This is a genomic window from Pseudonocardia wallangbongensis (assembly GCF_054486945.1).
Genome location: NZ_JBRERS010000002.1, coordinates 218,659 through 240,695 on the forward strand (window position 1 = coordinate 218,659; position 22,037 = coordinate 240,695).

Consider the following 22,037-nt stretch of genomic DNA (forward strand, 5'->3'; position numbering starts at 1 on the left):
ACGATGGGGGCAGCACGTCGCTCGGTGCGGCCCACCCCCGGATCCACGTGGGGTTGTCCCGACCGCCGGGAGCGGGGGTGAACCCGCCTCGGCGCGACCGGGCGTACCGTTCCGAGGTGGTCGCCGACTCCCCGTTCGTCTCCGACGTCCCCGCCGTGGCGGCGCTGGACGCGTGGCGGGACGCGTGCGCGGCCGCCGGCTGCCCCCCGCGGGTGGACGCCGTGCGGGTTCCCGTGGGCGAGGCGGTCGGACGGGTGACGGCCGAGCCCGTGTGGGCCCGCCGCTCCTCCCCGGCGTTCGATTCCGCGGGCATGGACGGGATCGCGGTACGGGCGGCCGACACCGTCGGCGCGGCGGAGACCACGCCCGTGCTCCTCGCCGACTTCGCCGTGGTCGACACCGGTGACCCGCTGCCCGACGGCTACGACGCCGTGGTCATGCGCGAGCACGTCCACCACGTCGGCGAGGCCGCCGAGGTGCGCTCCGCCGTACCGCCGTACCAGCACGTGCGCTCGATCGGCGAGGACGTGTCCGCATCCGAGTTGCTGCTCCCGGCCGGGCACCGGCTGCGCCCGGTCGACGTCGCGGCGGCCGCGGCGGCCGGGGCCGTGGAGCTGGCGGTGCGGCGGGCGCCGGTGGTCGTGGTGGTCCCGACCGGCGACGAGATCCGCCCCATCGGCACCGAGCCGGCGCCGGGCGAGATCCTCGACACCAACTCGCTGATGCTGGCGGCGCAGGCCCGGGAGCTGGGCTGCTCGGCCCGCGTCACGCCGATCATTCCCGACGACCCGGCGCTCATCACCGAGGCGATGCGCAAGGCCGCGGCCGACGCCGACCTGGTGGTGCTCGTCGCGGGCTCGAGCGCGGGGCGCGACGACTACACGGCGCGGGTCGTCGCCGGCGCCGGCACGCTCGCCGTGCACGGCGTCGCCGTGCGGCCCGGCCACCCGGTCGTGCTCGGCGCCGTGGACGCCACGCCGGTGCTCGGTGCCCCCGGCTACCCGGTGTCCGCCGCGCTGACCTTCGACATCTTCGCCGCGCCCCTGCTGGCCGCGCTGGAGGGCGCCGCACCCCGCGAGCGCCCCACGACCACGGCCCGGCTGGCCCGCAAGCTCGCCTCCAACGTCGGCATGGACGACTGGGTGCGGGTGCGGCTGGGACGGGTCGGCGGCGAGATCGTCGCGACCCCGCTGCCCCGCGGGGCGGGCGTGCTCACCTCGCTCGTGCGCGCCGACGGGCTGCTCGTGGTGCCGGCCGGCCTGGAGGGCCACCACGCCGGGGAGCGGGTGCGGGTGGAGCTGCTGCGCGGGCTCGGCGAGATCGGCCGGACGATCGTCGCGATCGGCTCGCACGACCTGGTGCTCGACGTCGCCGCGTCCGCGCTGCGTACCGCCGACCCGCTGCTCACGCTCGCCGGCTCGAACGTCGGGTCCCTCGGCGGGCTCGTCGCGCTACGGGACGGGCTGTGCCACCTCGCGGGCTCGCACCTGCTCGACCCGGCCACCGGGGAGTACACGCTGCCGTACGTCGAGAAGGTGCTCGTGGGCGAGGACGTCGCGGTCGTGCGGCTCGTGCACCGCGAACAGGGCCTGCTCGTCGCGCCCGGCAACCCGCTCGGCGTCTCCGGCATCGGGGACCTGCCCCGCGTCCGCTACGTCAACCGGCAGCGCGGCGCGGGCACCCGGGTGCTGCTCGACCACGAACTGTCGAACCGCGGCATCGAGCCCGCGGAGGTCGACGGTTACACCCGGGAGGAGCACACCCACCTCGCCGTGGCCGCCGCCGTCGCGGCCGGCCGCGCGGACGCGGGCCTGGGCATCCTCGCCGCGGCGCGGGCGTTCGGGCTGGACTTCGTGCCGGTCGCGCGGGAGCCCTACGACCTCGTCCTGCGCGCGTCGACGGTCGACGACCCCCTGCTCGCGCCGCTGTGGGAGCTCATGGCGAGCGCGCCGTTCCGCGCGGAGGTGGAGGCCCTGGGCGGCTACGGCTGCACGGAGACGGGCCGCAGGATCATCTAGCGGGGCACATCGGTGGAGCGACCGGCACCTTCGCTCGCACCAAGATGAGTGAGTCCGAACCCGGCCGTCCCTCCGATGATCGCCAGGTGCGGTTCCAGAGCCGCAAATCTGCGGCTCCACGACCGCTTACGGCGATCATGCGACTGCCGGCGACCGACCGCTGTCACGGGGCGGTGCCTTCCGCGGAACCCACCGCAATGCATGGTCGAGTCGACGCCGCGGGTCTTGCGCCTTGATCGGAAACGCAAGGTGTCGACGTGACCATGAAACGTTGCGGTGGGCGCGCCGTACCCGGCCGGTGACCGGCTGCCCCGCAACCTCGACCCGGCCCCGCACGCCGTCACCGGCCTTCCCCCGCCCCTACCCGTGTGTGCAGTGGCCGGGTGGGCACAACTACCGGACCCCGTGGCCCGTGATCAGCCGCCAACCGTCGAGCTCGGACTTACTCATCGAGTGTCCCCCGGTGGGGTTCGCTCCTCGGGGACCGCCGTCACTCGTCGCTCAGCTCGTCCTCCAGGGGACGCAGCTCGGCCGTGAACTCGTCGAGGAACCCGGCCCAGCCCGGGAGGGGCGCGGCCGGTCGCACCACGAACTTGGTGAGGCCCACGTCGACGTACCGGCGGACGAGGTCGCGCGCCTCGCCCCAGCCGTGCGGCACGAGGCCGTCCGGGTCGAGGTCCGGGCGGCGCCGGACGACGCGCTCCCGGGCCGCGGCCACCTCGGCGTCGGAGGCGTCCGCCGCCACGACGGCGATGTTGGTGCCGTAGTGGTCGTCCTCGATCTCCCGGCCCGCCTCCGCCGCCGCGCGCTCGATCTGCGCGCGGGCGTCCCCGGCCTCGTCCGGGGTGACGAAGCTGCCCAGCCAGCCGTCGGCGAGCCGGCCGACCCGCCGCAGCCCGGCCGGGGCGCGGCCGCCCAGCCAGATGTCCGGCGGCCGGGGCGGCAGCGGGGCCACGGACACGTCGTCGAGGTGGAAGAACCGGCCGTGGTGCGTGACGCGGGGTTCGGCGAGCAGGCGGCGCACGACCTCGAGGGACTCGTCGAAGAGGGCGGCGCGGGACCCGTCCGGCGCGGGGAAGAGCTGCCGCTCCGCTGCGATGGCCGGCTGCACCCCGAACGCGGGCAGGATGCGCTTGGGCGCGAGGGCGGCCAGCGACGCGAGTTGGGCCGCGACCAGCGCCGGGTTCCGGCCGGGCAGCACGATGACCCCGCTGCCGACCTTCAACGTCCGGGTGCGGGACGCGGCGAAGCCCATCCCGACGAGCGGGTCGATCAGCGGGCCGGACGCCTGGTCCGCCAGCCACAGCGAGTCGATCCCCCTCGCCTCCAGCTCGTCGACGAGCTCGCCCAGCTCCGGGCCGGGACCCGGCCCGCCGGCGAGTGGAACCGACCCGATGCCCACGCGGACCTTCACGGTCGTCACGCTACTGGGACCGGCCGACTACTGTCGGCGCGTTGTTGTGCACGCGACCCCGGCCGGCCCCTGCCCCGCGTCGCTCAGTCGAGGACCCGGAGCACCCAGGGCCAGGCCGGCCGGCCGGAGTCGGGGTGGTACTCGCACGCGTACGCCTTCGGCGCACCGTCGGCCGTGAGCTCCTTGCCCCAGGCGTGGCATTCGGACTCCGTGGTCGTGTAGCCGTAGGTGTACCAGGTGGACTGGACCGAGCTCGCGGGTGGCGGGGCGGGCAGGCGCTCCTCCGGCGGCGCCGCTGCGCCCGTACCGGTCAGCCCCAGGCAGAGTGCGCCCGCAACAGCGAGAACAACGAACACGCGTCTCATGTCATCTCCTCGAATCGGTCCGGCGGGTTGTCGATCAACACCGCCGGAGTGATCTTGAAGTGATCGACTTGGCGGGGCCAGGCCAGCAACCGGTAACCAACCGGACATCGGACAGGTGGCCGTAGGGTCGGCGCGTGGCCGTCCACCCCGAACACCACCAGCAGGGCTACGACATCCGGTTGGAGTGGGGCCGGGAGGGCCGCGGCGCTGCTGGCCGCCGAATGCGCGGTCGTGATCGTCGTCGACATGCTGTCGTTCTCCACCGCCGTCGACGTCGCCGTGGGTCGCGGGGCGGCGGTGCTCCCGCTGCGCTCCGCGGATCGCGAGCGGCCCGTTCCGCCGGACGTCGTCCGCGCCGGTCCACGGCGCGGACCCGGCCCGTCGCTCTCCCCCGCGTCGCTCACCGGGCTGGCCGCCGGCACGCGCCTCGCCCTGCCCTCGCCCAACGGCGCCACCCTCTGCGCCGCCGTCGCCGCCGGCGGGGCCGTGCTGTTCGCGGGGTGCCTGCGCAACGCGTCGGCCGTGGCGGCCGCGGCCCGGGACGTCGGCGGGCCGATCGGGATCGTCCCGGCCGGGGAGCGCTGGCCGGACGACACCATGCGCGTCGCCGCCGAGGACGCGCTGGGCGCAGGCGCCATCGCGGCCGCGCTGCCGGGCCGTTCCCCGGAGGCCGAGCTCGCCGTCGCGCAGTTCACGGCCGCCCGCGGCCGGGGGCTCGGCGAGCTGCTCGCCGCCACGTCCTCGGGGCGCGAGCTGCACGCCGACGGCTTCGCGGCCGACGTCGAGCTCGCCGCCGCCCTGGACACCAGCACCGCCGTCCCGCGCCTGCGCGACGGATTCCTGCAAGGCGTGTGATGGACGGGCGCTGGCTCGAGGTCGGGGACGGCGTGCTCGCCCGGCGGTACGGGGAGCTGGACCTCACCGTCGGGCTGGTGCTCGGCACCGAGCGGGCGCTCGTCGTCGACACCCGGGGCGACGCGCGGCAGGGCGCCGAGCTCGCCGCCGCGGTACGGGAGATCACCACCCTGCCGCTGGTCGTCGCGATCACGCACGCCCACTTCGACCACTGCTTCGGCACCGCCGCCTTCGTCCCGGCCCCGGTGCACGCGCTGCCCCGCTGCCGCGCGGTGCTCGCCGCCACCGCGGCGGCCCAGCGCAGCCGGTGGGCCGCCCACTACCGCGCCCACGGCGATCCCGGCACCGCCGACGCGCTGGCCGCCACCGAGCCCCGGCTGCCCGACGCCGACGCGCCCGCCGCCCTGGACCTCGGCGGCCGCCCGGTCGAGCTGCTACACCCCGGCCGGGGCCACACCGACCACGACCTGGTCGTCGCGGTGCCCGACGCCGGCGTCGTGTTCGCCGGTGACCTCGTCGAGCAGGGTGCGCCACCAGACCTTGAGGACGCGGTCGTGCCGGAGTGGCCCGCCACCCTGGACACGCTCCTCGCCCTGCGGCCCCACACGGTGGTGCCCGGCCACGGCGACCCGGTCGGCCCCGCGTTCGTGGCCGGGCAGCGGGCGGAGCTGGCCGGCGTGGCGGCCCTGTACGCCGCGGTGGCAGCGGGTGCGCTGTCCGCCGCCGAGGCGGCCCACCGCTCCCCCTACCCGGACGTCCCGTGGCCCGACCCTCACTAGGGTCACCCGGGTGACGTTCTCAGCACAGCTGCGGGAGCTGACCGCGCCCACGTGGGACGCGGCCGTCGGGCACCGGTTCGTCGACGAGATCTGGCGCGGCGGGATCGACAGCGATGTCCTCGCGACCTACCTCGTGCAGGACCACCAGTTCGTCGACGCCTTCCTGGCTCTGATGGGCGCGGCCGTGGCCTCGGCCGACCGCGCGGACGCCCGGGTGGTCCACGCCCGCCAGCTCGGCATCATCGCCGGCCCGGAGAACGACTTCTTCGCCCGCGCGCTGGACACGCTCGACGTCCCGCTGGCCGATCGCACCGATCCCGGCCTGCTGGAGCCGACGCGCGGCTTCGTCGACCTCATGGACGAGGCCCGCCGCAGCGCCGACTACCCGTCCTGCCTCGCCGTGCTCCTCGTCGCCGAGTGGCTCTACCTGGAGTGGGCGACGCGGCCGGAGGAAACCCCGCCGGAGGAGCCGCTGCAGGCGGAGTGGATCGCCCTGCACAGCGGGCGGGCGTTCACCGCGTGGGTGGAGTTCCTGCGTGCGGAGTTCGACCGCAGGTGCGCCGACCTCGATGCGCCCCACCGGGACCGGGTCCAGGAGCTGTTCGTGCGCGCCGTCGACCTCGAGCTGGCGTTCTTCGACACGGCGTACACCTGACCGGGCCCGTCAGGAGACGCGCGTCACACCCACGCCGGCGACCTCACATCCGGCGGCGCTGCCGGGTCGTGGAGGTATGGACGCTCGCCTGGATCTCACCACCAACCCGGTCTCGGCCAAGGTCGTGAAGCACATCGTCGCGGCCAGCCGGGCCGTCGAGGACTCGGCGCTGCCCGCCGCGACGTATCAACTGGTGGCCCTGCGCGCCAGCCAGATCAACGGCTGCGGGTTCTGCACCGACATGCACACCAAGGACGCCGCGCACGCCGGGGAGACCGCCACGCGCATCAACCTGGTCGCCACCTGGCGGGAGGCAACGGTGTTCACCGACGCCGAACGCGCCGCACTGGAGCTGACCGAGCAGGGCACCCGGATCGGCGATGCCGCCGGCGGCGTCTCCGACGACACCTGGGCGGACGTCGCGAAGCACTACGACGAGGACCAGCTCGCCGCCCTGGTGTCGCTCATCGCCGTCATGAACGCCTTCAACCGCGCGAACGTCATCGTCAAGCAGCCCGCGGGCGACTACCAGCCCGGCCAGTTCGGGTAGCGAGCGTTCGACCACCCACCCACTCCGCCACATCCGTGAGGAACCCATGCCCACTTCCGTTGCGATCCCCGGCTACCTGGCCGGAACCTGGACCCCCGACCCGGCGCACTCGGAGATCGCCTTCTCCGTCCGCCACCTCATGATCAGCAAGGTGCGCGGCCGGTTCACCGGCTACGACGTCACGATCGTCACCGGCGACGACCCGATGGACTCGTCGGTCACCGCCACGATCGACATCGCCTCCGTCGACACCGGCAGCGAGACGCGCGACACCCACCTCCGCTCCGGCGACTTCCTCGATGCCGAGAAGTACCCGACGATGACCTACCGGTCGACCGGCGTCCGCCGCACCGGCGACAGCTGGACCGTCGAGGGCGACCTGACGGTGCACGGCGTCACCCGCCGCGTGCCCCTGGCCCTCGAGATGAACGGCTTCAGCCCCGACCCCTGGGGCGGGCTGCGGGCCGGCTTCTCCGCCACCGCGGAGATCGACCGGCACGACTTCGGCATCGACCTCACCGTCCCGATGGACACCGGTGGCGTCGCGCTCGGGGACAAGGTGTCGATCAGCATCGAGATCCAGGCGGTCCGCCAGGGCTGATCGCGGGGTGTCGTGGCGGTGCGTCCCTCGTGGGCGCGCCCGGTCACCTCGGGACGGCATGCCCACCACTCCTACCCGAGTGGTCGCAGCCGGCAGCTGGGTTGGATCCGTCCGGTGCGTCGGGGTGGGTGGCCGGCCTGGGTTCACTACCGACCCCCGGGGTTACGCGGGCGGCCGTCCCCGACGTGGGGGCACGCCCGTCTGTGGACGAGACCGTCCCCGCCGGGTGCCTACGCCGCGGCGGGAGGCGAGACACACAACGGCCGGTCGGGTACGGCGCGCCCACCCTCCGAGTCGGGTCGCGATCATGGCGAGATGGTCGCCAGTTGATCTTCGGGGGACATTTGCCCTTGATCGCCGCCGCAGGACCCCGATGACCTCCCGGTTCAGTCGCCGGTGACCCGCCCGTATCCGGAGCCGAGGACGTTGTTGCGAATGGTGATCCCCGAGCTTCCGTCGGTCTGCTGGACGGCCTTCCGGCCGGCGCCGGCGAAGTTGTTGTTCTGGATGACGAAATCGTGGGCGTCGCGCAGCGCGATGGTCTGGTTGGCATAGCACTGGAAGTAGTTGTGCTCGATCTTCCAGCCCCTGGTGGCCCCCCTGCCGCCGCCACCGCCGTCGGTGCTGCCGGGGCCCTCCACCATCAGGCACTGGTGGAAGGCCGGGTCCTCGCAGTGGTTGTCGGCGATGACCGCACCCGCGCTGCCGCCGCCCGTGCTCGGGGTGGCGTAGGTCTGCATGCAGTCGAGGTGGGCGTCCTTCTCGGCACCCTTGAGGATGTCGAAGAACCGGTTGCGCAGGATCTTCGCGCCGTCCCCGAAGAACCGGAGGCCGTCGATGTCGTCGCCCGCGTAGTAGACCTGCGAGATCGAGTTGTCCTGCACGACGTTGTTCGTGCCCTTGGTCCACACGCAGTTGCCGGCGCAGTTGGCGAAGTTGAAATTCTGGACGGTGACGTTGTCCGCGTTCACCGTGATGCCGACGGCGTCGTGCCCCCGCCCGTCGTAGATCACGTTCGAGGTGGTGATGTTGATCCGGGACGTCTGGTCCGAGGTGATGCACACGACCCCGGGCGCGGCGCAGTACGTCGAGGCGGCCGGCGGCTCGAGGGGTGTCGAGCTCGAGCGGAGCTGCACCCCGGACGCCGCCCCGGACGCTGCGGTGCCGGCCCACAGCGACGGCAGCAGGAAGGCGACCGCGGCCAGCGCCGCGAGCAGCGGCGGGAACCATCGAACGCGCGCCCGCACGGCGTGGATGCGTCGATGCGCCGCCACGTCGACCCCGCCGGAACCCTGGTCGATCAAGACCCTCCCTGGATGGTGCTCAGGACATTCCTACCCCCGCCCCGCGCAGGCCGAGACGAGGGGTAGCGGATCGGGCGACTCCCCGGTGGGCTGGAACACCACCGTGCCGGCCCCGATCCCGGAGAGCACCTTGATCGACTCGTCGATGCGGGCCGCCAGGTCGGGGGCGCCCGTGTCGACCTCGACGAAGACGACCATGTCGAACGGCTCCCCTGCGCGGCCCGCGGCCCGGCACCCGGCGGCCGCGGTGGCGATGCCCTCCCGGACCTGGTCGAGGCTGAGCACCGAGTCGAGGATGACACCGTCGGCCACCTCGCCGGCCAGGCCGACCGTCTTGGGCCCCCGGCCACCGACGAGCAGCGGCGGCGGGGTGGCCGGCGGCCAGTCCAGCGCGACGTCGCGCAGGCGCACGTAGCGACCCTCGACGTCGACGGTGCGGCCGTGCAGGAGATCCCGGACGGCGGTGGTGTACTCGCGCAGCAGCGTCATCGGTGACGGGACCCGCGCCCCGACCTGCTCCATCCACTCCAGGACGCCGTGGCCGAGCCCGGGGTGGAACCGGCCGGGGAACATCCGGGCGACGGTGGCGATCTCCATCGCGGCGAGCGCCGGGTTGCGCAGTGGCACCGGCAGCAGCCCGATCGCGACGTGCAACCGCTCCGTCCAGGCGAGCGCCGCGGTGGCCGCGCTGAGGCCGCCCTCGCAGAAGCAGTCCTCCCACAGCCACAGCTGGGCGATGCCCGCCGCCTCGGCGGCCCGCGCGACCTCGCGCAGCTCCTCGGGCGGCGACTGCGGCCGGAAGGTCACGCCGATCGTCGGATCCGTCATGGGTGCGATCACACCATGGGGGGCCGACACGAACTGGAAACACGTCGTGGCTTGCGCCGGTGCCCCGCGGCGTCGTCCACTCGACGAGTATTTTCCGGTTCCGGCGATCAGGCACCTCGACGGGCGTGCCTGCAGACCCGGACTCGAGGAGAACGAACATGGGCTCCGACGCGTTGTAGCAGGTAGCACCGTCGGAGATGGAGCAGCAGGCAAGGGGGCTGTGACAGATGGAGCAGGTGGGGACGCCGGGTTTCACGGAGCGACGGCTCGCTCGCCTCGGCGGGGGCACCGACACGCCTGGGCTCTTCTCCTCGCGCTTCTTCCATCCGGCCCCGTCCCCGGACGGCGCGCTGCTCGCCTGGATCTCCGACCGCGACGGCCGTCCGCGCGCGTGGGTCGCTCCGCTGCCGCCCGTCGGCAGGGCGGTGATCGAGCCGGACCGGCCCCTGCCCGCCGACGGCGACGTCGAGACGATGTGCTGGTCACCCGACGGTCTCTGGATCGCCTGCCAGGTCGCGCCGTACGGCGGCGAGCGCACGCGCGTGCAGGTCGTCTCGCCGGACGGCAGCGAGGTGCGCGACCTCGCGCGCGGCGCGGCGGCCAGCACCCTCGGGGTGTGGTCCCCCACCGGCCGCCAGCTCGGCATCACGGTCTACGCCGAGGGTTCCGGTGACGGGCAGGCATGTCTCGTCGACCTCCGCGACGGCACCTCCACCGTGCTCGCGGCCGGCCCGTCGGCGCGCGTCTGCGCGGTGAGCGGCGACGGCAGGCGGGCGGTCGTGGGGCTCGGCCCCCGCGGGGCCCGCCGGCTGGAGCTGGTGGACCTGCGCAGCGGTCGGCGCACGGAGCTGCTGCCCGGTGGCGCCAACGTGGCCGACGCCCGGTTCGGCGTCACCGGCCGCCAGCTCTACGTGCACACCGACGCGGGCCGCGAGCGCCCCGCGCTGCTCGCCGTCACGCTGCGCGGCTCCAGCGGGGTGTCCACCGTCTACCCCATCGCCGAGCGCCCGGACGACGACCTCGACCTGGTGTCCCTCGATCCCGCGGGCGTGCGCGCCGCGCTCTCCTGGAACGTCGACGGGCGCAGCGAGGTGGAGCTGCTCGACCTGCGTTCCGGGCTGCTCGAACCGGTCGTGCCGGTGCCCGGCGACGTCGTCACGAACGCCGCGTTCACCCTCGACGGCACGGCGCTGCTCGTCGCGAACGAGGGCCCCGCGGTCTCGCCACGGCTGTCGCGGATCGCGCTCGACGTCCACGGCGACGCCACCCCGCTGCTGCGCCCCGCAAAGCAGTTCGGCGCGGCGCTCGTCGAGCCCACGCTGCACGAGTTCCGCGGTGAGGACGGGCTGCGCCTGTCCGGCTGGCTGTTCCGGCCGCGCGGCGCCCTCGGCCCGCTGCCCACGCTGATCTGGCTGCACGGCGGCCCCGAGGCGCAGGAACGGCCCACGTTCCAGCCGCTGTTCCAGGCTTTGGTTGCGGAGGGCGTGGCCGTCTTCGCACCGAACGTGCGCGGCTCCGGCGGCTACGGTCGTACGTTCACCACGGCCGACGACGGCGAGCGCCGTTTCGGCGCGATCAACGACGTGCGGGCGGCCGTCGAGTTCCTGGTCGCGGCGGGTCTGGCCGACCAGACCCGCGTCGGGGTGTCCGGCCGCTCCTACGGCGGCTACCTCACCCTCGCGGCGCTGGCCTGGTTCCCCGACCTGTTCACGGTGGGCGTGGACGTGTGCGGCATCTCCGACTTCACCACCTTCTACGCGCGCACCGAACCGTGGATCGCCACCGCGGCCACATCCAAGTACGGCGACCCGCACGCCGACGCCGCCCTGCTGCAGGAGCTCTCACCGCTGCACCACGTCGACCACATCGCCGCACCGCTGCTCGTGGTGCACGGCGCGCACGACACGAACGTGCCGCTCGCGGAGGCGCAGCAGGTGGTGGACGCCCTGCGCGAGCGCGGCGCGAGCCCGGGGTTCCTGCTCTTCGAGGACGAGGGCCACGAGGTGCACGGCACCGACAACCGGGTGGTGTTCGTCCGCGAGGTGGTGCGCTGGGTCACCGCGCACCTGCTGGGCCTGTCCGAGCAGACCGCCTGAGCCGGCGCGGGCGAGGCCGAGAAGAGGCGCAGCACCACGTCCACCCTTCCCGTTCGCCCGCCGGCGGCTGGGCGACGTCCGCGGGTGAGCCTCGACTCGCCGGCCTCCATGCGAGCTACAGCTTGCTGAACGACTGGATGATCGTCTGGCCGTCGGAGCCCGTGCCCACGACGAACCGGTAGGGCTCGCTCGACGTGCCGCCGTCGCGGCGGGTGAACACCACGGTGCCCTCGACGGTGTCGTCGCCGGTCTGGCGAACGTTCTGCAGGCTCACCGATGCCACCTCGGCCCAGAAGCCGTCGTAGCCGCTCTGCCCGCCCGACCGGTTCTGCGCCTCCGAGCCGAGCAGCTTCCACGCGGCGTCGGTGTTGTCGGGCAGCAGGCCGTAGTAGTTCTGGACGAACGCGGCGGCGCCCGATGCGGGGGCGGGAGCCGAGGTCGGCGCCGTGGTGGGCGGTGCGGTGGTGGCCGCGGGCGCCGTGGTGGCCGGCGGTGCGGGAGCGGCCGGGGCGCTGGTGGTGGCCGGCTGGGCGGCGGGGGTGCCGTCGCCGGTACCGGCGTCCGCCCCGCTGGTGAGGATCGCGATGGTGACGCCCGCAGCCACCGCGAGGACGCCGAGCGCACCCAACAGCAGGGGCATCCGGCTGCGGCGGCGGCGCGGCGGCTCCCGGAGCGGCACGTCGGACAGCGTGCGCGTCCCCGGCGGAGCGGGCGGCGCGGCCGCCGCGGTGCGCACCGGGACCGTGGCCACGAGCGGCGCCAACCCGGAGTCGGCGCCCATCGCGAGCGCGGCGAACGCGTCGCGGGCCTGGGACGCCGTCGGCCGGTCCGCCGGCTCCCGGCTCAGCAGCCGCATGATCAGGCCGACGACCGGGCCCTCCTGCTTCGGGCGGCGCGCCTGCTCGGTGGCGACCTTGTGCAGGAGGGCGTAGGCGTTGTCGTCGAGCCCGAACGGCGGGGTGCCCTCGACGGCGGCGTACAGCGTGGCGCCGAGCGCGAACACGTCGGACGCGGCCGTGGGGGTGAGCCCGCGCGCCACCTCGGGTGACAGGAACGCGGGGGTGCCGGCGATCAGGCCCGTGCGGGTGAGCTGCACGTCGTCGACGGCGCGGGACACGCCGAAGTCCGTGAGCTTGACCCGCCCGTCGTCGGCGATCAGCACATTGCCCGGCTTGACGTCGCGGTGGGTGACGCCGGCGAGGTGCGCGGCGGCCAGTCCGTCGGCCACCTGGCGCCCGATGTCGCCGACCTGCTCCTGGGGCAACGGGCCCTTCTCCCCGAGGACCTGGGCCAGCGACCGCGAGGGGAGGTACTCCATCACCAGCCAGGGCCGGTCCTCGTGCACCACGACGTCGAACATGCTGATGACGTGGGCGTGCTGCAGCCGGGCTCCGATCCGCCCCTCGCGCAGGATGCGCTGGCGCGACACCTCGAGCGCCTCGTTGCCCGCCGCGGTGGGCGGCTCGGCGGCCGCGAGCAGCTCCTTCACCGCCACCGTGCGGTTGAGCAGCTCGTCCGTGGCTCGCCAGACGGCCCCCATCGCACCAGCGCCGATGTGCTCGTCGAGCCGGTAACGGCCGCCGACGCGGACCGGGGTGTCATCGGATGCGGGGCTCATCGCCCGCAAGGGTAGCCAGGTGCGCTGAGAGCGTGCTTAAGGCGGTGCCCGTCCGCGACCGGCTTACCGCCGATGCTCCGAAAGGGTCAACCGCGCCGCCAGCACGCTACCCACAGCAGCGTCGCTGCGCCAACCGTGAGAGCTGCGCAGAGGAAGGCGGGGCCGTCGGCGAGCGCACCCATCACCGCGACGCCGACGGTCGCGCCGGTCTGCCGGACCGCGTTCAGCAGGCCGCCCGCCGTGCCGGCGGTGCCCGGCGGCGCCGCCGCGACCACGACGGTGACCAGGGCCGGCAACGTCAACGACACCCCGGTACCGATCAGGAGCAGCCCGGCCCCGAGCACCGGGTACGGCGCGGCGGGCCAGGCCGCGAGCAGCGCCGGGCCCGCGACGAGCAGCACGAGCCCGGCGAGGACGGGCAGCCGCGGACCGCGGGCGGCGACGATGCGGGCCGTCAGCACCGGCCCGGCCGCGGTCGGGAGCGTGAGCGGGAGGAACGCGAGGCCGGCCTGCAGCGGGTCGAGCCCGTGCCCGTCCTGCAGGAGCAACGTCGTGGTGAACAGCACGCCGGCGAGCACGAAGTTGACGGCCGCCCCGGCCACGAGCCCGGCGGCCACCCCGGGCGCGTGCAGGAGCGCGGGCGGGACGGTGGGCGTCGGGCTGCGCCGCTCCCAGCGGACGAACAGCAGCGCGCCGAGCACCGCCGGCACCGCCGCCAGTGGCTGCGCCGCGACGACCCCGTCGGTGAGGGAGGCGAGCACGACGCAGGCGGCGAGTTGCGCGCGCCATCCCGGCCGGCCGGACACCGGCCCGGCGCGCCCGTCGAGGTGCCCGGTCAGGGCCAGGCTCGCGGCGGCGAGCGGGACGTTCACCAGGAAGACGGCCCGCCAGCCGCCCAGGTCCACGAGCAACCCGCCGACGAGCGGCCCGGCGACCAGCGCGACGCCGGTCGTGGCCGCCCACGTGCCGAGCGCCTTCGCCCGGCGTTGCGGGTCCGGGTGCAGCTGCGTGATCAGCGCCAGCGAGCTCGGCAGGCACGCCGCCGCGGCCACCCCGAGCAGCGCGCGCAGGCCGGTCAGGACGCCCATCGTGGGTGCACAGGCGGAGACCAGCGACAGGAGGCCGAACGCGGCGACACCCCAGCGGAAGACGCGGTGGGCGCCGAGGCGGTCCGCGGCCGCGCCACCACCGAGGAGGAACGCGGCGAACGTGACGGTGTAGGCGTCGACCACCCATTGCTGGCCGGCGAGCGACCCGCCCGTCGAGGCCCGGAGGTCCGGCAGCGCGACGGTCAGGACCGTCGTGTCGAGGAGCACGAGGAAGTACGCGAGGGAGATCCCCAGGAGCCGCGGGGTGGATGCGGCGGTGTTCGGAGCAGTCGTCACGCCGCCGACTCTGAACAGCGCCCGGCCGCTGACCAACAGGCCGGACCGGCGTCGGCGTTCGGTCATCCCGAACGCAGGAGACCTACCCTGGTCGGGTGGACCTACGACACCTGCGCGTCTTCCTGGCGGTCGCGGAGACGGGCACGGTGGCGGCGGGCGCCGAGCGCGCCGCGCTGTCCCGCGCCACGGTGTCCGAGCAGGTCCGGTCCCTCGAGGGCGCGCTCGGCGTCGTGCTCTTCGAGCGCCGGCGCGACGGGATGGTGCTCACCGAGCGGGGACGGCGGCTCGTGCCTGCCGCGCGGCAGCTGCTCGAGCACGCCGACGCCGTGCGCCGCCTCGTCACCGGCGCCCGGACGACCATCGGGATCGGCGCACTGGAGACGCTCGTGGCCACCCGCCTCCCCGCCGTGATCGCCCGGCTCGCCGACCGTCGCCCCGATCTCCGGCTGGACGTGCGGTCGATGATGCGCGGCCCCCTCCTGCGGGCCGTCGCCACCGGCGCCCTGGACGCCGCGCTCCTGCTGGACGTGGGGACGTCGCTCGGGGAGCTCGGGTTCGACGACGAGGGTGGCGCGCTCCAGTTCGTCGACATCGGCTCGGTCCGGCTGCGCCTCGTGGCTCGGCCGGGACACCGGCTCGCGGCGGCCGGGCCGCTCACGCCCGCGGACCTGGCCGACGAGCACGTCCTCGTGACACCGTCCGGCTGCTCGTTCCGGATGGCCGCGGAACGGCTGCTCGGCCCCGACGGCCGGCGCACCGAGCTCGCCAGCGTCTCCACCGTCAAGGCATGGGTCGGGCAGGGCATCGGCATCGCGCTGCTGCCCGACTTCGCGGTGGCCGGCGAGCTGGCCGACGGCACCCTCGTGCCGCTGCCGCTGCACGGCCCGCCGGTGGAGCTCGCCCTGCGCGTCGTCTGGAAGGGCGGCGACGACGGCCGCGAGCTGCGCGACGCGCTCTATGCAATTGCCTCCTGAGCGGCCGGTTCCTTGCGGGAACCTTCCGTTCGGCGCACCAGATCAGGCATCGGTGACAGACCGTGCGTCTTTTCGGTGACGACGCTCTCGCGTGGCGGCGGGAGGGCCCTCACGGGGGCACGATGGTCGCATCGTGCGGCGCGGTCGGGCGCTCCACGAGCTCATCGCAGCCGGCAGCGAAGGGGAGAAGATGAAGATCGCCGACATCCTCGAGACCAAGGGTTCCACCGTTCACTCCGTGCTGCCGTGGCTCACGGTGACCGAAGTCGTCGACCGGCTAGGCATGCTCGGGATCGGTGCCGTGCTGGTGTGCGACGAGAACAGCGCGATCGCGGGCATCGTGTCCGAGCGCGACATCGTCCGCGCCCTGCGCAAGCACGGCGCCGACCTGCTCACGCTGCCCGTCAGCGAGGTCATGACCCACTACGTCCAGACGACCCACCCGGACGAGACGGTCGCCCACGCGATGGCCCGCATGACCGCGGGCCGCTACCGCCACCTCCCGGTCATCGACAGCGGCCGCCTCGTCGGCATGGTCAGCATCGGCGACCTGGTCAAGCACCGCGTGCGCGAGATGGAACTGGAGACGGGCGTCCTGCGCGATGCGCTGATCTCCCGGTACTGACCCCCGGTCGCGGCAAAGCCACTCTCACGCCATCTGGTGGCGTGAAAGTGGCTTTGCCGCAATGCGGTCCAGTGATCAGTCGAACGCCGGGTCTTCCGTGCGCGTGCGCTTGAGCTCGAAGAAGTGGGGGTAGGACGCCAGCAGGCGGGCGCCATCGAACACGCGGCCGGCGTCCTCGCCGCGGGGGATGCGGGAGAGGACCGGGCCGAAGAAGGCCACGCCGTCGACGTGGATGGTCGGGGTGCCGACGTCCAGGCCCACCGGGTCCATCCCGCGGTGGTGGCTCGCCTTGAGCTCCTCGTCGTACTCGGTGCTGGTGGCGGCCTCGGCGAGGGTGGCGGGCAGGCCCAGCTCCGCGAGGGCCTCCTTGATCACGACGTCGAAGTCCTTGTTGCCCTGGTTGTGGATGCGGGTGCCGAGGGCGGTGTAGAGGGGTGCCAGGATCTCGACGCCCTCGGAGCGGGCGGCGGCGATCGCGACGCGGACCGGGCCCCAGGCGCGGTCCATGAGCTCGCGGTAGTTCTCGGGCAGGTCCCGGCCCTCGTTGAGCACGGCGAGGCTCATCACGTGCCAGTCGATCCGGACGTCGCGGACCTCGCGCACCTCGAGCATCCAGCGCGAGGTGATCCACGCCCAGGGGCAGAGCGGGTCGAACCAGAAGTCGACGTGAGCGGTCTCGGCGGGTGCGGCGCTAGTCACTGCTGCTCCTCGGGTCAGGTGCTCTTCCAGCGGCACCAACTCGTCGGAGGTACCCCGCATTCCGCCACGGGCCCGATCTCGACGGCGCGCCGCGGACGCACGTGGTTGGATCGGCAGCCAGTCCGAGCGTCCCACCGACCCAGGAGTGCCGAGTCCGCATGGCCCCTCCCAACCTGACCCGCACCGACGCCGAGCGTCGGGCCGCGCTGCTGGAGGTCGTCGACTACTCCGTCGAGCTCGACCTCACCGACGGCGGCGGAGCCCCGGGTGACGCGACGTTCGCCACGGCGACGACCGTCCGCTTCCGCTGCGCCGAGCCCGGCGCCGGGAGCTGGATCGACTTCGTCGGCCCCGCGGTCGCCGAGGCCACGCTGAACGGCGAGCCGCTCGACGTGTCGGGCTACCGCGAGGAGGACGGGATCCCGCTGCCCGCGCTGGCGGCCGACAACGAGCTGCGGGTCGTGGCCACCGGCCGGTACATGAACACCGGCGAGGGCCTGCACCGGTTCGTCGATCCGGTGGACGGCGCCGTCTACCTGTACTCGCAGTTCGAGACGGCCGATGCGAAGCGCATGTTCGCCTGCTTCGACCAGCCCGACCTGAAGGCGCGCTACACGCTCACCGTCACCGCACCCCCCGCCTGGAAGGTGGTATCCAACGCCACCGCTTCGAGCGTCGCCGACGGCGTGCACCGGTTCGCGACCACCGAGATCATGTCGACGTACCTGGTGGCGCTGATCGCGGGACCGTACGCGGAGTGGCGCGACGAGCACGACGGCATTCCCCTGGGGATCTACTGCCGCGCCTCGCTGGCCGAGCACATGGACGCCGAGCGGCTGTTCACCGAGACCAAGCAGGGCTTCGACTTCTACCACCGCAACTTCGGCGTGCGGTACCCGTTCGGCAAGTACGACCAGCTGTTCGTGCCCGAGTTCAACGCCGGCGCCATGGAGAACGCCGGCGCGGTGACGTTCCTGGAGGACTACGTCTTCCGCTCCCGCGTCACCCGGTTCCTCTACGAGCGCCGGGCCGAGACCGTGCTGCACGAGATGGCGCACATGTGGTTCGGTGACCTCGTCACCATGCGCTGGTGGGACGACCTGTGGCTGAACGAGTCGTTCGCCACCTGGGCGTCGGTGCTCTGCCAGGCCGATGCCACCGAGTACCGCAACGCGTGGACCACGTTCGCCAACGTCGAGAAGTCGTGGGCGTACCGGCAGGACCAGCTGCCCTCCACGCACCCGGTGGCCGCCGACATCCCCGACCTGCAGGCCGTCGAGGTCAACTTCGACGGGATCACCTACGCCAAGGGCGCGTCGGTGCTCAAGCAGCTCGTGGCGTACGTCGGGCTGGAGCCGTTCCTCGCGGGCCTGCGCACCTACTTCCAGCACCACGCCTGGGGCAACGCCACGTTCGCCGACCTGCTGGCGGCGCTCGAGGAGTCGTCGGGCCGGGACCTGTCCGGCTGGGGCGCGCAGTGGCTGCGCACCACCGGGCTCAACCTCCTGCGCCCGTCGTTCGACGTGGACGCCGAAGGCCGGTTCACCCGCTTCGCCGTGGTGCAGGGCGGTGCGCGGCCGGGGGCGGGCGAGCTGCGCACCCACCGGCTCGCCGTCGGCGTCTACGACGACCGGGACGGCAAGCTGGTGCGCACCCACCGCGTGGAGGTCGACGTCTCGGGCGACCGCACCGAGGTGCCGGAGCTCGTCGGGGTGCCGCGCGGCCGGCTCGTGCTGGTCAACGACGACGACCTCACGTACTGCGCCCTGCGCCTCGACCCGGGCTCGCTCGCCACGCTCGTCGACCGCATCGGAGACATCGCCGAGCCGCTGCCCCGCACGCTGTGCTGGTCGGCCGCCTGGGAGATGACCCGCGAGGCCGAGCTGAAGGCCCGCGACTTCGTGGCGCTGGTGGCCGGCGGGTTCGGGGCCGAGTCCGAGGTGGGTGTGGTGCAGCGGCTGCTCATGCAGGCACAGACCGCCACGGCGTCCTACGCCGACGAGCAGTGGGCCGCCGAACGCGGCTGGCCGCTCCTGGTCGACGCGCTGCTGTTCCGGCTCTCCACGGCACCGGCCGGTTCGGACGCGCAGCTGGCCGTCGTCAACGCGCTCACCGGCAGCGTGCTCTACACCTCGGTGTTGGAGGGCATGCGCGGCTGGCTGGACGGCGTCGACGTGCCGGACGGGCTCACCGTCGACACCGACCTGCGCTGGCGGCTCCTGCACGCGCTCGTGGCGCACAGCTACGCGCGCGAGCCCGAGATCGACGCCGAGCTGGAGCGCGACCCCACCTCCACCGGGCAGCGGCAGGCCGAGCGCGCCCGCGCGCTGATCCCGACGGCCGAGGCCAAGGAGCGGGCCTGGAACCGCGCCGTGCACGACGACGAGATCCCGAACGCCGTGCAGGAGGCCATCATCAGCGGCTTCGCCCACCCGGCGCAGCGCGGGCTCCTCGGCGGGTACGTCGAGCGCTACTTCGCCGAGGTGGCCGAGGTGTGGTCCCGGCGCACCAGCGAGCGGGCCCAGCAGGTGGTCATGGGCCTGTTCCCGTCGTGGGCGGTGGACAAGTCCACCGTCGAGGCCGCCGACGCCTGGCTGGCCGACGCGTCGCACCCGCCTGCGCTGCGTCGCCTGGTCTCGGAGGGCCGCGCCGGGATCGTCCGGGCGCTGGGGGCGCGGGAGTTCGACCGGTCCTAGCCGCCCGTGCCGGGCTCACACACCAACTCCGGTGCTGGCGCACCAACTGCAGTTGGTGTGTGAGCGCGGATGTTGGTGTGCGAGCGCCTCGGGGCGGCCTGGCTCAGCGCGCGCCCAGGGTCTCGGCCAGCGCGTCGCGGACCTCCGGCTCCTTCGGCGGCTCCTGGCCGCGCTCCCCGGCGAGCACCTGCAGCGACGTGATCGGGTCGGCCAGGCCGCAGGAGACGAACTGGTCGAAGGCCCTCATGTCGGGGTCGACGTTCAGGGCGAAGCCGTGGCTGCTGACGCCGCCGCGGATCCGCATGCCGATCGAGGCGATCTTCCGGTGGTCCTGGGTCCACACGCCGACGAGGCTGGAGCCGCCCGGCGGGGTCTGGCGGCGGACGGCGGGGAAGCCCAGCACGTCCAGCGCGGCGATGATGCCCTGCTCCATCCAGCGGACGACGTCGGCGGGGCCGCGCTCGCGCACGTTGGCGACGAGGTAGCCGACGATCTGGCCGGGTCCGTGGTAGGTGGCCTGTCCCCCGCGGTCGACCTCGACCACGGGGAGGCCGGACGCGGCCGGTGGGAGGTCGGCGGGTGAGGTCCGCGAGCCGTAGGTGACGACCGGTGGGTGGGAGAGCAGGAACAGCCGGTCGCCCGCCGTGCCCGCCTGGCATTCGGCCACCCAGCCCTGCATGGCCGTGATGGCGTCGTCGTAGTCGACCTCGCCCAGTTCTACGCGGGCGAGGTCAGGGAAGACCCGCACCACTCAGCGGTCGAGCCCCACGCTGCGCAGGAAGCGCCGCCACGTGCTGTTGGCGGGGCGGTACTCACCGCACGTGGCGCGGCCGCAGGCGCCGCAGTCGGAGCCGGGCCGGTAGTGCTCGTGCGCCTCCGGGCCGTGGCCGCACGTGCACGGATCGACGACCGTGTGCTGCGCGGGCGGCTCGGGCGGGTCTGTCGGCGCCGGGAGCGGCTCCCGCCGCTGCACCGGGAAGGAGCTCTCGAGGTCCGGGATGGCCGGCATACCCGTGGGTGGTGTGAGCACGGACGAGCCTGCAGTGCTCCGCCGGCCGCGACGCTGCCCATCGCCGGCTGAATATCCCGATGCCGCGTCACCCATGTAGGTCCCTGCCCTTCATCAGTCCGTGGCCCCGAAGGGCCGTGGACGAACAGTATGCGACGCAGACCACTGGGTCGACCATCACCAACTCCGGTTAAAGCTCGGAGGTTACGGCCGATCTGTTACCGGTCGCATACCGTGTACGGGCCCGGGTACCCGGCGGTGGGCGGTCGGGAAACGGCGGCCACGAGGGTGCTGGAGGACTCTGGCAGTAGCGAGCGGCGTCCAGGGTGTCATCGCCAAGGCGAAGGCTCGGACCGACACACCCGGTCGCCGACGCGGCCAACAGTGGTCAGAGGCGCGGGGCGGCCCACTTCACACAGCCAGCACTGGCTTCACACAAAGCCGGCCATGTGTGAAGCCGGTCCTGGATGTGTGAAGTCTTGTCGGCGAGGGCTGGGCCGACGCGAGCAGCGATCCAGGCCCTTCAAGGAACAAGTGGGTGAAACCCGGGCGGCGCGCAGCAGGTCGGAGTCCTCCAGCGCGCTCCTGGACATCGGCGGGTGGGGCCGACCTCAGTGCGTGCGGGGGCGGCCGCCCGCCTGGTCGGCGAGCATGCGCAGGCCGCTCAGCAGGCCACCGAGCAGGTCGCCCTCCCTGAAGGAGGCCAGCATGCTCATGACGGCGAGCTTGGCGCCGCGGTCGGGCAGCCGGGTGCGGGCCTCGGCGCCGCTGAGCACCTCGACGAACCGCTGCTCCGGGCTCACGGCCACGAGCACGGCGTCGCTGGAGCCCTCGAGCTGGTCGTGCAGCTCGGCGACGCGGGTGGACGGCTCGGGGCCGAGGTCACCGAGGTACACGCTGAAGCGCAGCCCGGTGGCCCGGCTGGTGAGCGTGAGCGCCTCGTCGAGCCGCGCCATCTGCACCGGGGTGAAGGGCTGCTCGGCTCGCGACGGCTCCTGGTACTCCTCCGCGCGCGAGATCCGGCCCGACGCGGTGACGACGGCCCCGACGGGCAGGTCCTCGCTGCCGGGATCGACGACGGCCGTGCCGGTGCCACCGTGGTCGGTGGTGCTTCCCGGGTGCACCTCACCAGCTGCCACGGGCACCTCCTCGATCAGCGCCGGCGCGCGCGCCCACGAGGGCGGGGGCGCGGTCGGCGGAGTGGTCGCCGGTGTGGTCGACCGCGGGCAGCTGCGCCCCCTCGGGGTTGGCCGTCCACCACATCGGTTCGTGCGGCCACGGCTGCCCCACCCGGTACCGGGGCCTGCGGGCCATCCTCGGTGCGACCACGAGCAACGCGATACCCAGGTACAACGCTGCCGCGGGCACCGCGAAGTAGAGGATCGTCTCCCACACGCTCACGTGCTCAGACGATAGTCGACGGCCCGCGGGCACCCGGCCGCAGGGCGCCCCCGGAGCCGCCGCTGCGCGGCGCGGGATCGTCCGCAACGGGCATTGCACATTCGAGCGCATTTCGGGCGCTCCAAGCGGCCGCAGCACCCGATTTTGACCCGTTCGTAGTAACTC

General features: G+C 73.8%; 22 protein-coding genes. 10 read left to right on the forward strand and 12 right to left on the reverse strand.

The annotated features are described in order from the left end of the window. Positions 1-116 precede the first annotated feature (116 nt). Positions 117-2,018 (forward strand): molybdopterin biosynthesis protein, encoded by a 1,902-nt coding sequence (locus ACU436_RS07365; RefSeq protein WP_459022977.1) that lies wholly within the window; start codon positions 117-119, stop codon positions 2,016-2,018. Positions 2,019-2,508: 490 nt separating this feature from the next. On the opposite strand, the gene ACU436_RS07370 is transcribed toward ACU436_RS07365, so the two are convergent. The 3 genes from ACU436_RS07370 to ACU436_RS07380 all read right to left on the reverse strand — a co-directional run bounded on the left by ACU436_RS07370 (position 2,509) and on the right by ACU436_RS07380 (position 4,045). Further along, positions 2,509-3,432 (reverse strand): TIGR03854 family LLM class F420-dependent oxidoreductase, encoded by a 924-nt coding sequence (locus ACU436_RS07370; RefSeq protein WP_459022979.1) that lies wholly within the window; start codon positions 3,430-3,432, stop codon positions 2,509-2,511. A gap of 83 nt (positions 3,433-3,515) precedes the next feature. After that, the gene (locus ACU436_RS07375; protein ID WP_459022981.1) at positions 3,516-3,797 is read right to left on the reverse strand and encodes a hypothetical protein; all 282 of its coding nucleotides are present in this window, start codon (positions 3,795-3,797) and stop codon (positions 3,516-3,518) included. Continuing rightward, positions 3,794-4,045: a hypothetical protein gene (locus tag ACU436_RS07380; RefSeq protein WP_459022983.1), complete on the reverse strand. Its 252-nt coding sequence runs from the start codon at positions 4,043-4,045 to the stop codon at positions 3,794-3,796. The genes ACU436_RS07375 and ACU436_RS07380 overlap by 4 nt, the downstream gene beginning before the upstream one ends. On the opposite strand from ACU436_RS07380, the gene ACU436_RS07385 reads away from it, so the two are divergent. The 5 genes from ACU436_RS07385 (at position 4,029) to ACU436_RS07405 (ending at position 7,237) form a co-directional block, all read left to right on the forward strand. Beyond that, on the forward strand, positions 4,029-4,652 hold the full coding sequence (locus ACU436_RS07385; RefSeq protein ID WP_459022985.1) for a 2-phosphosulfolactate phosphatase: 624 nt from the start codon (positions 4,029-4,031) through the stop codon (positions 4,650-4,652). The genes ACU436_RS07380 and ACU436_RS07385 overlap by 17 nt on opposite strands. Further along, complete coding sequence (locus tag ACU436_RS07390; protein ID WP_459022986.1) at positions 4,652-5,431, forward strand: MBL fold metallo-hydrolase; 780 nt, start codon at positions 4,652-4,654, stop codon at positions 5,429-5,431. The genes ACU436_RS07385 and ACU436_RS07390 overlap by 1 nt, the downstream gene beginning before the upstream one ends. A 10-nt stretch (positions 5,432-5,441) precedes the next feature. Further along, the gene (locus tag ACU436_RS07395) at positions 5,442-6,086 is read left to right on the forward strand and encodes a TenA family protein (protein ID WP_459022987.1); all 645 of its coding nucleotides are present in this window, start codon (positions 5,442-5,444) and stop codon (positions 6,084-6,086) included. 76 nt (positions 6,087-6,162) lie between these two features. After that, positions 6,163-6,636: a carboxymuconolactone decarboxylase family protein gene (locus ACU436_RS07400; RefSeq protein ID WP_459022988.1), complete on the forward strand. Its 474-nt coding sequence runs from the start codon at positions 6,163-6,165 to the stop codon at positions 6,634-6,636. 46 nt (positions 6,637-6,682) lie between these two features. Continuing rightward, a complete protein-coding gene (locus ACU436_RS07405; protein WP_459022990.1) occupies positions 6,683-7,237 on the forward strand; it encodes a YceI family protein in 555 nt (184 codons plus the stop codon). A 386-nt stretch (positions 7,238-7,623) separates the two neighbouring features. On the opposite strand, the gene ACU436_RS07410 is transcribed toward ACU436_RS07405, so the two are convergent. Beyond that, a complete protein-coding gene (locus tag ACU436_RS07410) occupies positions 7,624-8,541 on the reverse strand; it encodes a hypothetical protein (RefSeq protein WP_459022992.1) in 918 nt (305 codons plus the stop codon). Between the two features lie 30 nt (positions 8,542-8,571). After that, the gene (locus ACU436_RS07415) at positions 8,572-9,369 is read right to left on the reverse strand and encodes an LLM class flavin-dependent oxidoreductase (protein ID WP_459022993.1); all 798 of its coding nucleotides are present in this window, start codon (positions 9,367-9,369) and stop codon (positions 8,572-8,574) included. Between the two features lie 227 nt (positions 9,370-9,596). Here ACU436_RS07415 and ACU436_RS07420 point away from each other — a divergent pair, with 227 nt between their 5' ends. Next, positions 9,597-11,465, forward strand: coding sequence for a prolyl oligopeptidase family serine peptidase (locus ACU436_RS07420; protein WP_459022995.1), 1,869 nt, complete (start codon positions 9,597-9,599; stop codon positions 11,463-11,465). A gap of 115 nt (positions 11,466-11,580) precedes the next feature. On the opposite strand, the gene ACU436_RS07425 is transcribed toward ACU436_RS07420, so the two are convergent. Both ACU436_RS07425 and ACU436_RS07430 read right to left on the reverse strand, forming a co-directional pair. Next, positions 11,581-13,083, reverse strand: a complete 1,503-nt coding sequence (locus tag ACU436_RS07425) for a serine/threonine-protein kinase (RefSeq protein WP_459022997.1) — start codon at positions 13,081-13,083, stop codon at positions 11,581-11,583. A gap of 86 nt (positions 13,084-13,169) precedes the next feature. Beyond that, a complete protein-coding gene (locus tag ACU436_RS07430; RefSeq protein ID WP_459022999.1) occupies positions 13,170-14,468 on the reverse strand; it encodes an MFS transporter in 1,299 nt (432 codons plus the stop codon). A gap of 95 nt (positions 14,469-14,563) precedes the next feature. On the opposite strand from ACU436_RS07430, the gene ACU436_RS07435 reads away from it, so the two are divergent. Together ACU436_RS07435 and ACU436_RS07440 are read left to right on the forward strand one after the other, a co-directional pair. Next, the gene (locus ACU436_RS07435) at positions 14,564-15,442 is read left to right on the forward strand and encodes a LysR family transcriptional regulator (protein ID WP_459023001.1); all 879 of its coding nucleotides are present in this window, start codon (positions 14,564-14,566) and stop codon (positions 15,440-15,442) included. Between the two features lie 133 nt (positions 15,443-15,575). Further along, complete coding sequence (locus ACU436_RS07440) at positions 15,576-16,067, forward strand: CBS domain-containing protein (protein WP_459023003.1); 492 nt, start codon at positions 15,576-15,578, stop codon at positions 16,065-16,067. Positions 16,068-16,142: 75 nt separating this feature from the next. Here the strand turns inward: ACU436_RS07440 and ACU436_RS07445 are convergent, their stop codons facing one another. Then, positions 16,143-16,766, reverse strand: coding sequence for a mycothiol-dependent nitroreductase Rv2466c family protein (locus ACU436_RS07445; RefSeq protein WP_459023004.1), 624 nt, complete (start codon positions 16,764-16,766; stop codon positions 16,143-16,145). A 158-nt stretch (positions 16,767-16,924) separates the two neighbouring features. Between ACU436_RS07445 and pepN the strand changes: the two genes are divergently transcribed. After that, a complete protein-coding gene (gene pepN, locus ACU436_RS07450) occupies positions 16,925-19,462 on the forward strand; it encodes an aminopeptidase N (protein ID WP_459023006.1) in 2,538 nt (845 codons plus the stop codon). Positions 19,463-19,565: 103 nt separating this feature from the next. On the opposite strand, the gene lipB is transcribed toward pepN, so the two are convergent. The 4 genes from lipB to ctaJ all read right to left on the reverse strand — a co-directional run bounded on the left by lipB (position 19,566) and on the right by ctaJ (position 21,872). After that, entirely contained in the window at positions 19,566-20,210 is a 645-nt protein-coding gene (gene lipB, locus ACU436_RS07455; RefSeq protein ID WP_459023007.1) for a lipoyl(octanoyl) transferase LipB, read from the reverse strand. 3 nt (positions 20,211-20,213) lie between these two features. Next, positions 20,214-20,492 carry a hypothetical protein gene (locus tag ACU436_RS07460; protein ID WP_459023009.1) on the reverse strand — a complete coding sequence of 93 codons (279 nt, stop codon included), beginning with the start codon at positions 20,490-20,492 and terminating at the stop codon, positions 20,214-20,216. Positions 20,493-21,082: 590 nt separating this feature from the next. Continuing rightward, positions 21,083-21,610: a DUF5130 family protein gene (locus tag ACU436_RS07465; protein ID WP_459023011.1), complete on the reverse strand. Its 528-nt coding sequence runs from the start codon at positions 21,608-21,610 to the stop codon at positions 21,083-21,085. Continuing rightward, positions 21,597-21,872: an aa3-type cytochrome oxidase subunit CtaJ gene (gene ctaJ, locus ACU436_RS07470; RefSeq protein ID WP_459023013.1), complete on the reverse strand. Its 276-nt coding sequence runs from the start codon at positions 21,870-21,872 to the stop codon at positions 21,597-21,599. The genes ACU436_RS07465 and ctaJ overlap by 14 nt, the downstream gene beginning before the upstream one ends. Positions 21,873-22,037 lie beyond the last annotated feature (165 nt).

Coding starts and splice junctions, on each gene's coding strand:
- ACU436_RS07380 (WP_459022983.1), bottom strand. CDS start 4,045: ATGTCGACGACGATCACGACCGCGCATTCGGCGGCCAGCAGCGCCGCG.
- ACU436_RS07390 (WP_459022986.1), top strand. CDS start 4,652: ATGGACGGGCGCTGGCTCGAGGTCGGGGACGGCGTGCTCGCCCGGCGG.
- pepN (WP_459023006.1), top strand. CDS start 16,925: ATGGCCCCTCCCAACCTGACCCGCACCGACGCCGAGCGTCGGGCCGCG.
- ACU436_RS07375 (WP_459022981.1), bottom strand. CDS start 3,797: ATGAGACGCGTGTTCGTTGTTCTCGCTGTTGCGGGCGCACTCTGCCTG.
- ACU436_RS07420 (WP_459022995.1), top strand. CDS start 9,597: ATGGAGCAGGTGGGGACGCCGGGTTTCACGGAGCGACGGCTCGCTCGC.
- ACU436_RS07425 (WP_459022997.1), bottom strand. CDS start 13,083: ATGAGCCCCGCATCCGATGACACCCCGGTCCGCGTCGGCGGCCGTTAC.
- ACU436_RS07405 (WP_459022990.1), top strand. CDS start 6,683: ATGCCCACTTCCGTTGCGATCCCCGGCTACCTGGCCGGAACCTGGACC.
- ACU436_RS07400 (WP_459022988.1), top strand. CDS start 6,163: ATGGACGCTCGCCTGGATCTCACCACCAACCCGGTCTCGGCCAAGGTC.
- ACU436_RS07415 (WP_459022993.1), bottom strand. CDS start 9,369: ATGACGGATCCGACGATCGGCGTGACCTTCCGGCCGCAGTCGCCGCCC.